Here is an 11,637-nt window from a genome sequence, read left to right on the forward strand (position 1 = left end):
CAGTATAATAGTTCTCTGATTTTGAAACGTGCTTAAAGCAACTGGCGATGTGTATTTAAGTGTGAATCTTCTTGCGTTGGTACGCAATGATCTTCCCATTTAAATACAGACACCAACCCGTTGCTTCTCCGCACTCTGATCTGAAACGTGCTCAAGCCAACTGGGTGTCATGTATTTAAGTGTGAATCTCACTGCGTTAGCACGCAGCAATCTTCCCATTTAAATACAGACACCCAACCCGTTGTCTTTCGCACTCTGATCTGAAACGTGCTACGAAGCAACTGGCGGTAGTGAATTTAAGCGTGAATCTCCTTGCATTGGCATGCAATGATCCTCCCGTTTAAATCCATATCGCCTACCCGTTGCTTCTCCGCACTCTTTTACCGTGCTTGGTTCTTTGTTATAATGGCCTTAGTATTTGATAACAAATCGAAAAAGAGGGATTTTCAAATGGCAAAAGATGAAGCAAAAGTTTTGGGCGATGAACGGGTATTTAAAATCAGCCCTCAGATTAAAAAGTATGCGTTACGTGATACTGGTTTTATCAAAACAAATCGGGGCAGCTTTCAATTCGATCGTCCATTAAGTGGCGATTCACCATATGCAGTTGGGAATAAATTGAAAATTACGATTGGGGCCGACTTAGACACGTTGAAGATGTCTGTCACTGACCCTAGTGGCATGAAGGCTGTTAATATTTTCAAAGATAAAAAAACAGCGAATGTTGTGGAACAATTTAACTATCAAATTGAGAATTTAATGGAGCGCGATATTTTAGTTGTTGCTCCAGAGTAGGAGCGAAGAGATTCATGGATAATTCTAGGACCCGCGTTGTTGTGGGTATGAGTGGTGGCGTTGATTCATCTGTTACCGCATTGTTATTAAAGCAGCAAGGTTATGACGTGATCGGTGTCTTTATGAAGAACTGGGACGATACAACGGATGCTGGTGTCTGCACGGCCACAGAAGATTACGAAGATGTGGCTCGAGTAGCCGACCAAATTGGGATTCCTTATTATTCAATTGATTTTGAAAAAGAGTATTGGGATCGGGTCTTTGAATATTTCTTAGATGAGTATCGGCACAACCGCACACCTAATCCTGATGTCATGTGCAACAAAGAAATTAAATTCAAGTCGTTTCTTGATTACGCCATGAAAATGAATGCTGATTATATTGCCATGGGTCATTATGCCCAGCTCGACCGCGATGCCGATGGGACAGTTCATTTAATTCGCGCGGCCGACGATAATAAGGATCAGACTTATTTCCTCAATGCACTTTCACAAGATCAATTACAAAAAGTAATGTTTCCGTTAGGCGGTTTGCGTAAGCCTGAAGTTCGGGCAATCGCGGCTAAAGCTGGTTTGGTAACGGCTACGAAGCGCGATTCAACCGGTGTTTGTTTCATCGGCGAGCGTGACTTCAAGAAGTTCTTGAAGGAGTTTTTACCGGCGCAACCTGGTGAGATGCGTACGCCTGCTGGCGAGTTGAAAGGTCAGCACGATGGTTTAATGTATTACACTATTGGCCAACGTTCTGGTTTAGGAATTGGCGGTAGCAGTGACTCAAGCGAGCCTTGGTTCGTTGTTGGTAAAAATATGGAAACAAACACGTTAATTGTGGATCAAGGATTTAATAATCCGTTGTTGTACGCCACGAGTTTAACTGCTTCTAATATGTCATTTGTAACTGGTGCTGCACCTGCACAAGAATTTCATTGCACGGCAAAGTTTCGTTACCGCCAAGCTGATACAGGCGTAACGGTGCAAATGAGTGAGGACGGCACCGAAGCAACGGTTAATTTCGATGAGTCAGTGCGCGCGATTACACCCGGTCAGGCGGTTGTTTTCTACGACGGCTCCGAGTGTCTTGGTGGTGGGGTCATTGATGTTGCTTATGACCATGCAAAAGTTTTACAATATGTATAGCGAATAATCAGAGCTGTGACAGAGGATTAGTATCCTTTGAAACGCGAACAATTGCCTTTGTAGACAAATTCGCGTCTTCAAAACTGTCATTGCTTTTTTTAATAGAGTGCGGAGAAAGTCGGGTTGACAATGAGCATTAAGTAAGCAATGAAAAAGTTCGTACTTTGAACTTATTCATTACTGGCTTAAGCGGAGTTGTCAGACTTTCGCAGCACGTTTCAAATCAGAGCGCGAAAAGCAACGGGTTGATGGCGAAGTTCTAACTAGAAAGCACAGCTGGGTGTCAACCCAGATGGGATTTTTAGTTAGACATAGCCATCAGTTGCTTTAAGCACGTTTCAACATCAGAGAACTATGATATTGCTGTTCTCCGTGCCTGCGGGAAATACGCTGGTGGAGCGCTGTGGGCTCGACTTTAAGCCAATCTACGATTGTCTTAAAGCTCGGCCTTGTCGTAAGCAATAAATTGCCAACGACAATTTCACAGCTGACCGCGATTTCCCTCCGGCACTGACAAAAGTGCGTTAGTGCCGTCTTAACCGTAAGTTCGTGCTTCTAAAGATTGAAACTGACTTAATTGTAGATTTGTACTAGAAAAAGTTTGTGGTCAACCACTCGTCAATTCAGCGCTTGTGCAAAGGTTGTCCTCTTGTTAGATTAGTGGTGGGAAATAAATACCGCTCAGTGGTGAAATTGTTGTTGCAGCTTTAGCTGTTACAACAAGACCTGTCTTGGAGACAATTTTGCAAAAAATTGGCTTCAAGCAGTGTCCACCATGTTCCAGCGCCAAGTATTCATTTCCCACCACGATAACACGCCGCGGTTTATTCGCAACCTTTACGCAAGCGCGAAGAAGCGTAATCATACTAGTTTTAGTTTCCACTATTTCGATTAGCGATACCTACTATACTTCAGCACCAAGTATTTCTTCACCGCGCACGTTCATCGGCAATCTTTGCGCGAGCACGAAGAAGTACAATACATAAATTAAGGATGACGGCAATATGACTAAATTTTTCTTCGTGCGCCACGGTAAAACCGAATGGAATTTGGAAGGGCGCTATCAAGGTGCTGGCGGTGATTCACCGTTATTACCTGGTAGCTATCAGGACTTTCACAGTTTGGCCCAATTCTTGAAGGATCATCATGTTAAGTTTCAGGCAATTTATAGCAGTCCCTTGTTACGCGCGCAAACAACGGCGGTTTTTTTAAGCGAGAATTTGAATCAGGCCTTACCAATCCATATTGAACCGCGACTGCGTGAGTTTGATTTAGGGATTATGGAAGGCAAAACATTTAAAGAAGTTGAAACTAAATACCCAGAGGCTGTCGACGATTTTCGCCATCATCCTGATCGCTTCGAACGTAACCGCGTCCATGCTGAAACATTTACTCAATTAATTATGCGCATGCGTAAAATTATCCTTGATATTGCCCAAACGTATCCAAACGACGATGACAATATTTTAATCGTCAGTCATGGCGCCGCATTGACGGCACTGATGCAGGCTTTATTAGGAACACCGTTGCCAGATTTGCGTAAACACGGTGGCTTAACCAATACGAGTTTGACAGTGTTGCAGACGGAAGATCAAGGTCATCATTTCCAAAAGGTTCTTTGGAATGAAACTTCGTATTTGGGTAAAAAGCTCGGCAAAACGGATACGATTTAAACAGTTGTAAGGAGAACAAGATGAATCAGGAAGCACAAGCTTTATTTGCTCAAGGTCAACGAGAAACAGCAATTGTTAAATTAACTAAAATCTTAAACGCTGATCCAGATAATGTGCTATTGCTGGTACAATTGGCGACCATGTTGATTCAAGTAACTGATCTAACGCAGGCGCAGCAATTGTTGGCTCGTGCGGCCGTTTTGGCACCTGAACAGGCTGACATTGCCTATAATCAAGCAGTCGTTGCGCATCAGTTGCAACAAAATGAGCAGGCGATTGCGTTTTTGACTCCCATTTTGCATTCTGAATATGCACGTGAAGCTAGTTATTTGTTAGCCGTCATTTATTTTGAAAAAAATGATTTACCGCGCGCCACCGTTTTTGCGTTAACAGCCGCCGAAGCACCAGCCGCCGGATTACCTGAAAACTTATTATTGACCCAAGTTTTTGCCAAACAACAATTGTGGGATCAATCTTTACCGTACGCGAATAAGATCTTAGCGTTAGATCCACAAAACGCGGATGTGGCTTTTACAGTTGGTGCCGTTTTTTTAAATACTAATCAACTAGAAGCTGGCCAAACGTTATTGCAACAAGCAGCAAATGATGCACCGAAAAAATATGGCGCTGCAGTTAATTTGATTTTAGCGGAGTAATGATGAAGACAATTTCAACGAACGCAGAACTGGAAGGATTAATTGACGGGGTCTTGTACGAGAATCCAACTAGTTTATTTAAAATAATTTCGGTTAAGGTGACTAAGAAAAATTTTGACTGGGACGATGAGTTGATTATCGTGACCGGTAGTTTTGGTGACCTAAATTTAGAAGAGAAGTATCAATTCAATGGCTTAATTGTGGCTCATCCTAAATACGGTCAGCAATTCCAAGCTGAAAGTTATTCGTTGGTGCGACCAGATACTGAGGCCAGCTTAATTAATTATTTCGCCGGTTCGCAATTTAAAGGGATCGGGAAAACAACGGCCAAGAAAATTGTCGATAATTTAGGTATTAGTGCGATTGATCAATTGCTGGCTAATCCCGACAAGTTGGCAACAGTGGGTATCAAAAAAGCACAACAAGATGTGATTATTCAGCAATTGAAGCAATCACATGGTACTGAGCAATTGATGATTAGTTTAGGTGAGTTTGGTTTTGGGCCACGGTTAATTGATCAGATTATTTCCAAGTATCATACAGAAGCGTTGACGGTTATTAAGAAGAATCCTTATCAATTAGTCTATGATATTCAGGGGATTGGTTTTAAACGGGCTGATCAAGTGGCTGAACATTTGGGCATTGAAGCAGATGCACCCATTCGAATTGAGGCGGCGTTGATTCAGTTCTTGCGGAATGATCAAGCTATCAATGGCAACACTTATTCGGATCCGAAGACGGTCTTAGAGGGTGCCTTGCAATTGTTACAATCTAATCGCGGACAAACACCATCTGACCAACAAATTGCTGAAGAACTGGTCTCGTTAGCTAGCCAAGGTGGTATTATTGTGGAAAGTAAACGCATCTACTTGCGTTCCAGCTTTCAGAGTGAATTCGACATTGCCAATCGGATAGAAAAATTAATGACCGTTAAAGTTAAACCATGGTCTGAAAAAGCTTTTGCTAAAGAGTTAAAGGCGCTGTCGCGTTGGCTAAAAGTAACCTATGATCAACATCAAATTGACGCGATTCAAATGGGTTTGAATCATCCGCTCAGTATTTTAACTGGTGGTCCAGGAACAGGCAAGACGACGATTTTAAATGCAGTGGTCGTCTTGTTCGCTAAACAACATCATTTGAGTTTGGATCCGAAAGATTATGCAGACGAAGCGTTTCCGATTCGCTTGGCAGCACCAACCGGCCGTGCCGCTAAACGTCTGAGTGAAACGATTGGTTTGCCAGCTCAGACCATTCATCGCTTACTGGGATTAACGGCTGTTGATGATCACAATTATTTAGACCAAGCACAAGAAATCAGTGGGCGCTTATTGATCATTGATGAAATGTCGATGGTTGATCAGCAATTGTTCCAAACTTTAGTTCAATCAATTTCGGAAGGGGTGCAAGTCTTATTAGTCGGTGATCAAGATCAATTGCCATCAGTTGGACCTGGCCGTGTTTTCGCCGATTTAATTGCCAGCGGCTGTATTCCGACAACCAAGTTGACTAAGATTTATCGCCAGTCAGCTGATTCAACGATTGTTTCTCTAGCACAAGAAATTAATCAAGGTAACGTTCCTGATGATTTAACCGCCAACTTACCCGATCGCTCTTTCATCAGTTGTTTACCCGGACAAGTAGCACATATTGTTGAACAAGTTGTCGCTAAATCTGCTGACCGCGGTTTTTCGTTAGAGGAAACACAAATCTTGGCACCAATGTATCGTGGCGTGGCGGGCATTGATGTGCTGAATAACGATGTTCAAGCATTAGTCAATCCCAAGAAGGCTGCTAACACTAAAGAAGTTGTTTTCGGCGATCTTAAATATCGCATTGGTGATAAAGTGATCCAGCTACAAAACGATGGTCAACGGGGGATTTATAATGGTGACATTGGTCGGATTACTGGGATTGAACTGGCCGGTAAGAAAAACGATCATCAAGCTAAATTATTCGTTGATTTTTCTGGGCAAGAAGTGGAATTAACACAAGCAGATTGGCGCAATTTGAGTTTAGCTTACTGTGTGTCGATTCATAAATCGCAAGGTAGCGAGTATCAGTTGGTTATCTTGCCGTTAACGATGCAAAATCGGCGCATGCTGCAACGCAAACTACTTTATACGGCAATTACCCGGGCTAAGGATAAACTCGTCATGGTCGGCCAAAAAGAGGCTTTCGTGCAAGCCATTATGGCTGAAGGTGAAGAACGCCGGACGACCTTGGCAATGCGAATTAAGAAATTATTGCAGCCTGAAACAGTTGCTGCAGCAACGACAACTGGTCAAGTTGTTAAAAAATCAACCAATTCTGAAGCAAACACGGTTGCTGAAGCGACTGACGATGGTGCGACTGTTAATGAACCAGTGGATTATCGGTTGACAGCACGCCTGATCGCTTCGGGTACAATCGATCCAATGATTGGGATGACGGGCATAACGCCGCAGACAATTGGTGCTTGAGACAGTAGAAAGAATTGTTTAGCGATAATAAAAAAGGAATTGGGATAGAGATCCCAGTTCCTTTTTTATGTGTAGGGGGTTAAAACGTTGGCGTGCTGATGTTGCTAATCTGTTGGCTTTTTGTGCACTGATTTGAAATGTGCTGCGAACAACTGACTGTGCATAATTTAAGCGTGAATCTCTCTGGGTTAGCACCCAGTGATCTTCCCGTTTAAATTAAGACAGTCAACCCGTTGTTCTCCGCGCTCTGATTTGAAACGTGCTGCGAAGCGCAGTTAGTTCCGGTTAAGATAAGACAGTTTAAATCTTAAAACCAAGATTTTAACTGTCTTGATCTTAATCCTCACTAACTACCCGCGCTTCTTTGCGCTATAATTTGAAACGTGCTCAAAGCAACTGCTGGCGAATAACCTTAGTGAAAATCTTGCTGCATTGGCATGCATCAATCTTTCCCCTAAAGTTAATGCCATCAACCCGTTGCTTTTCGCACTCTATAATTTCTTTTCAAATCCTTCCATTGGTGCGACTTGGTTTTGATAATTTTCTGCGGCATTTTTATCTGTGGTGAAGTGCATGACTTTAGCGAAGGACTCGCGTAAATAAACTTGCATGACGCGGGGAATTGCCAATTCATCCATTTCATTCGGACTCATTTGTAAACGGATGCTGGCTTCATCATCACCGGCGACTTTTTGGACCCATTGTGGTTCGCGCAGTAATTCGCGACCAATGGCAACTAAATCAGCGCCGCCTCTTAGCGCATTTTCTGCATCGGCTGGTGTTTCCACAGAGCCAATTCCAATTAGGGGAATCTCGTGATTCGTCACCTCAGCAAATTGGTTAAGTAGTGGGGTTTGATCTGTTTCGTCATTTAATGATGTTCGTTGATAGCTACCCATCGATAAATGTAAGTAGCTGATCAACGGCTTAATTTTTTTCGCGAAAGTTAAGGAGTCGGCTAGGCGGATTCCGGGCGTCTCGATTTCTTCGGGTGAAATTCGGTAACCCAGAATGAAACGTTCGTCAGCGTTTTCTTTAATGACTTCTTTAACAGCGTCAATGACGGCCAGAGCGAAATTCATCCGCTTCTCTAATGAACCACCCCAATGATCGGTGCGTTGATTAGAATTTTCAGAGAAAAACTGTTGTAACAAATAAGTGTTAGCACCGTGAAGTTCAACGCCATCAAAACCGGCGATAATGGCCCGTTTAGTTGCGGCTGCGAAATCTTTAATGATTTGTTGAATTTCGTCTTCGGTTAAGGCACGTGGTGTTTCAGAATCAAGCGGGTAAGCAGCAGCAATGGCACTCGCACTGACAGGTTGCTGTCCGCGCAGAACTTTGCTGGTAGATTTCCGACCGGCGTGGAAAATTTGCAAGATGGCTTTAGCACCATCTTGTTTAATTGTAGCAGCTAATTTGGTTAACCCAGGAATCATTTCGTCACTGGCAACAGATAATTCTCCTTCGAACCCCTTACCGCCAGCCGAAACATTAGCCACAGCCGTGATAATCATGCCGGGGCCGCCAGCGCGCGCTTGATAATAAGCTAATTCATCGTTGGAAATCATACCGTTATAGAAACTTGACATTGTCGTCATTGGTGACATGACAATTCGGTTCTTCAAAGTGACACCATTAGGAAATTTAAGTGGCGCTAAAAATTGATAGTTTTTCATGACAGACACTCCTCGTTTAAATAATTAAAAAAGCAATTAATGATATTGTCGACTTCATTAAGTATACATGCTATACTAACAAAAAGTAAGTATGTACAATAAAGTACGATAGGCACTTCAAAGTACTCAATGATGTCGAGGTAAGTTTAATGACGAAAAAAATTTATCAATTAGGTGTTGAAGCAACGCTAGATGTGATCGGTGGTAAATGGAAGCCAATCATTCTGTGTCACTTAGGTCAGGGTCCATTGCGTTCTGGAGAATTAAAACGACTGATACCGCAAGTTACGCAAAAAATGTTAACGCAACAATTACGTGAATTAGAAGCAGATGGGATTATTACCCCCCAAGTTTATCCACAAGTTCCACCAAAAGTGGTTTATTCAATGACTGCTGAAGGTAAATCATTGCGCGAACTGCTAATTGCCATGTCCAATTGGGGCGAGCAGCGGGTCAAACAAGCTCAAGCAGACGGACAAGAAGTGGAATTGGTTCATCATGGGCATACAGGATTTTTAGCGATGTAACGCTTAAGTTTAGTCAAATAAACGTCATTCACTTTAACAACGAGACAGGGTTACTAATGCTAAATTTTAATGAGGTAAAATGGCGTGGCCAAAGTAATAGTGCTCAAACTTTCGATCCATAACAATATCAAAAAGGAGAAACTGGAATAAAAAATCCCGGTTTCTCCTTTTGCTTTAGCTAAATTAAAACGAGCATCATTTTATCAGCGGTTATTTTACGTTGGGCTCTTTTTCTTCACCGGCTTTGGCAAATAGCTTTTGAAACTTGTATTGTTTTTTGGACTTCTGGTAACCGATATGCTCGTAGAATTGATGTGCTTCGGTGCGTTCTTCACCTGAATTCAGACGTACGCCTTCAGCGTTAATCTCATGACCCCACTGTTCCGCTTGGGCCATCAGTGCCTTACCAACGCCGAATCCTTGAAACTCCTGGCGGACAGCAAGCCCCATAATGTTGACCATCTTATTGCCAAACGTGCCGAGGTACTCTGTTACCTGCACGTAACCAGCGAACTCGTTATTGACTTCAGCAACGTAAATTTTTTGCCAGTCCTTACTTAAGATGTAATTTAGCATCTCACTGGTACCTGCCAAGGAATAGTCATAATGTAATTCCTGAGCATTGACCTTTTGAAGATCAGGTGCATCGCTACCTCTTGCCTCGCGAATATTCATGTCATCATCTACTTTCCAAATTGAAACATCATTATAGCATAATTGGGGAAGTGGCAGGAGAAACCGGATTGAATTTATTGATTAATGACGCCATGCTGTTTGATCAAATTTTAGTTAAACAAAACGATGTCAGTCAGACATTGTCACTCGAAACTTGGATACACGTCAACACAAAATAAAAGACACCGAGATATTTTCATCTCAGTGCCTGTTAAGCAGAGTTACATTGCGTTATACCACGTTAAAATTGATAAATTAACGTGGATTGTCAGATTAATCCTGCCTTAATGATGTTCTACTTTCCTGATTAAACACTGCGTTTGCGAAAGCTGAAATAGGCGATGAAGGTAAATAAGATGGTATAAGCTACCGTGAGTGTAATCATCAATGGCGTACTCATTAAGGTGATTGTGCTTAATTTTGGCGTCATGATTTGCGAACTGGTCATCAGCATGGTGAAGGGATTGAAGCGCAGCCAGTGCCATCTGCTGATTAAGGCGAGTAAAACGCTGGAAGCAGCCATTGAAATGAAATAGCCGATAAAACCACTCGTAATTGCCGCGGCGTTAGTTTTAAGCAAGGTTGCGATCAAGATGACGACGCTCAACAAGAGGAGATTGACAAGCGCATTACCACCCATGGCCAAGAAATATTGTTGTAACAGCGTTTGACCGCCGCCAACAGCCATTCCCCAGTTAAAGCTAGGAAAGAGTAGGGCAGTCAAGTTAAATGTCATCAGCGAGGCCAGCACTTGTAAGACAACCAACTGAATGATCAAGACAATGAGCTTGCTGATAAAGACTTGGCTACGATAATATTGCCGATAAAGAAGTTGTTTGACGGTGCCATATTGGAATTCCATGGCAATAATACTGGCCGCGCTAGCAATCATGATGAACAGATATAAGCCACCACCAAGGTAATCATTGCTAACCAGTGATGTCAACAGGAAGAATTTTGGAAACGCCTTTCGTAGTAAGGCAAAGCAGACCTGTGTTGCAAGCATGAATACGATGGCAATCCAAGTCCCTTTCTTGTGGACCAGTTTATAAAGCTCTTGTTTAATTAACGTTCCCATAATTAGTTATCCTCCTTTTTGGTATTAACCATATCTAAGAAGGATTCTTCAAGATCATGCTGAACCTTGACGATATCGGTAATTTCGATTTTTGCTGAAACCAAAATATTCAACGCTTGATTGAGGGTTTGACCCTCTTGCTGACGCAGCGTAATTTTTTCTGTAGGTGCGAGTTGAATGCCGGCGCGCCGCAAATGATCTTTAGCAGCAACATCGTCGGTTGTGCTAATCAAATATGAAGTACCGCCGGAAGTTACGAGGTCATTCATACTACTTTGTTGCACGATCTTGCCGTGATTTAGGATCAAAACGTCATCTGCCAGTTTCTCCAATTCACTGAGAATATGACTTGAGATTAAGAAGCTAGTACCTTGATCAGCTAGTTGACGAATGTAGTCTCGCAAATCTTTAACGGCTTGGGGATCTAGGCCGTTCATTGGTTCATCTAAAATGACCAGTTTTGGACGGTTGACTAGGGCTTGTGCGATACCGAGTTTTTGTTTCATACCTAATGAATACGACTTAGCTTTGTGGTCGATGTAGCGGCCCATGCCCAAGGCGGCTACGATAGCATCAATATTTTCAGTACGCTGGGTCTTGTTTGCAAATAATTTGAGATGTTGCTTGCCCGTCAAAAAGGGATAAATACCAGGATATTCGATTAATGCACCAACTTGTTTAAGCGCTTGATGGCTCGTAATCGAAACCGGTTGTGAATTGATCGTTAGGCGTCCGCCATCTGTTGGGATCAGACCCAGAATTGCTTTCATGATCGTACTTTTGCCGGCACCGTTTGGGCCAACGAGTGCGACAATATGACCAGTCGCAACCTCAAAGCTAACGCCATGCAGAACACGGTGGTTGCCAAACGACTTGTCTAATTGTTGAACACTTAATAGATTTGCCATAACTTCCCCCAGATATGTATTTGAGCGCTGGTGTTTAAATTTCAGTATGTA

The 11,637-nt window shown here is 42.6% G+C and carries 10 protein-coding genes; 6 read left to right on the plus strand and 4 right to left on the minus strand.

All coding sequences use genetic code 11. The features are described 5' to 3' along the window. The first annotated feature begins 450 nt into the window (after positions 1-450). The 5 genes from EKM65_RS02950 (at position 451) to recD2 (ending at position 6,719) form a co-directional block, all read left to right on the plus strand. Positions 451-795, plus strand: a complete 345-nt coding sequence (locus tag EKM65_RS02950; protein WP_125605345.1) for a DUF1831 domain-containing protein — start codon at positions 451-453, stop codon at positions 793-795. A 14-nt stretch (positions 796-809) separates the two neighbouring features. Further along, positions 810-1,931, plus strand: coding sequence for a tRNA 2-thiouridine(34) synthase MnmA (gene mnmA, locus EKM65_RS02955; protein ID WP_125605347.1), 1,122 nt, complete (start codon positions 810-812; stop codon positions 1,929-1,931). Positions 1,932-2,935: 1,004 nt separating this feature from the next. Further along, positions 2,936-3,604, plus strand: coding sequence for a histidine phosphatase family protein (locus EKM65_RS02960; RefSeq protein WP_125605349.1), 669 nt, complete (start codon positions 2,936-2,938; stop codon positions 3,602-3,604). A 20-nt stretch (positions 3,605-3,624) separates the two neighbouring features. Then, complete coding sequence (locus tag EKM65_RS02965; RefSeq protein ID WP_125605351.1) at positions 3,625-4,260, plus strand: tetratricopeptide repeat protein; 636 nt, start codon at positions 3,625-3,627, stop codon at positions 4,258-4,260. After that, positions 4,260-6,719 carry an SF1B family DNA helicase RecD2 gene (recD2, locus tag EKM65_RS02970; protein WP_125605353.1) on the plus strand — a complete coding sequence of 820 codons (2,460 nt, stop codon included), beginning with the start codon at positions 4,260-4,262 and terminating at the stop codon, positions 6,717-6,719. The genes EKM65_RS02965 and recD2 overlap by 1 nt, the downstream gene beginning before the upstream one ends. 491 nt (positions 6,720-7,210) lie before the next feature. Here the strand turns inward: recD2 and EKM65_RS02975 are convergent, their stop codons facing one another. Then, positions 7,211-8,398, minus strand: a complete 1,188-nt coding sequence (locus EKM65_RS02975; protein WP_125605354.1) for an NADH-dependent flavin oxidoreductase — start codon at positions 8,396-8,398, stop codon at positions 7,211-7,213. A gap of 149 nt (positions 8,399-8,547) precedes the next feature. Between EKM65_RS02975 and EKM65_RS02980 the strand changes: the two genes are divergently transcribed. Then, a complete protein-coding gene (locus EKM65_RS02980) occupies positions 8,548-8,925 on the plus strand; it encodes a winged helix-turn-helix transcriptional regulator (protein ID WP_125605356.1) in 378 nt (125 codons plus the stop codon). A gap of 210 nt (positions 8,926-9,135) precedes the next feature. Here the strand turns inward: EKM65_RS02980 and EKM65_RS02985 are convergent, their stop codons facing one another. From EKM65_RS02985 to EKM65_RS02995, 3 genes are all read right to left on the minus strand, one after another. Continuing rightward, positions 9,136-9,600, minus strand: a complete 465-nt coding sequence (locus EKM65_RS02985) for a GNAT family N-acetyltransferase (protein WP_125605358.1) — start codon at positions 9,598-9,600, stop codon at positions 9,136-9,138. A 307-nt stretch (positions 9,601-9,907) separates the two neighbouring features. Next, positions 9,908-10,678, minus strand: coding sequence for an ABC transporter permease (locus EKM65_RS02990; RefSeq protein WP_125605360.1), 771 nt, complete (start codon positions 10,676-10,678; stop codon positions 9,908-9,910). A 2-nt stretch (positions 10,679-10,680) separates the two neighbouring features. Further along, positions 10,681-11,586 (minus strand): ABC transporter ATP-binding protein, encoded by a 906-nt coding sequence (locus tag EKM65_RS02995; protein ID WP_125605362.1) that lies wholly within the window; start codon positions 11,584-11,586, stop codon positions 10,681-10,683. Positions 11,587-11,637 lie beyond the last annotated feature (51 nt).

It is taken from the genome of Lapidilactobacillus bayanensis, assembly GCF_003946695.1.
Lineage (GTDB): Bacteria > Bacillota > Bacilli > Lactobacillales > Lactobacillaceae > Lapidilactobacillus > Lapidilactobacillus bayanensis.

What these genes read in the sequence shown, in the direction of transcription:
- EKM65_RS02950 (WP_125605345.1), top strand. Translation starts at nt 451, where the DNA reads ATGGCAAAAGATGAAGCAAAAGTTTTGGGCGATGAACGGGTATTTAAA.
- mnmA (WP_125605347.1), top strand. Translation starts at nt 810, where the DNA reads ATGGATAATTCTAGGACCCGCGTTGTTGTGGGTATGAGTGGTGGCGTT.
- EKM65_RS02960 (WP_125605349.1), top strand. Translation starts at nt 2,936, where the DNA reads ATGACTAAATTTTTCTTCGTGCGCCACGGTAAAACCGAATGGAATTTG.
- EKM65_RS02965 (WP_125605351.1), top strand. Translation starts at nt 3,625, where the DNA reads ATGAATCAGGAAGCACAAGCTTTATTTGCTCAAGGTCAACGAGAAACA.
- recD2 (WP_125605353.1), top strand. Translation starts at nt 4,260, where the DNA reads ATGATGAAGACAATTTCAACGAACGCAGAACTGGAAGGATTAATTGAC.
- EKM65_RS02975 (WP_125605354.1), bottom strand. Translation starts at nt 8,398, where the DNA reads ATGAAAAACTATCAATTTTTAGCGCCACTTAAATTTCCTAATGGTGTC.
- EKM65_RS02980 (WP_125605356.1), top strand. Translation starts at nt 8,548, where the DNA reads ATGACGAAAAAAATTTATCAATTAGGTGTTGAAGCAACGCTAGATGTG.
- EKM65_RS02985 (WP_125605358.1), bottom strand. Translation starts at nt 9,600, where the DNA reads ATGAATATTCGCGAGGCAAGAGGTAGCGATGCACCTGATCTTCAAAAG.
- EKM65_RS02990 (WP_125605360.1), bottom strand. Translation starts at nt 10,678, where the DNA reads ATGGGAACGTTAATTAAACAAGAGCTTTATAAACTGGTCCACAAGAAA.
- EKM65_RS02995 (WP_125605362.1), bottom strand. Translation starts at nt 11,586, where the DNA reads ATGGCAAATCTATTAAGTGTTCAACAATTAGACAAGTCGTTTGGCAAC.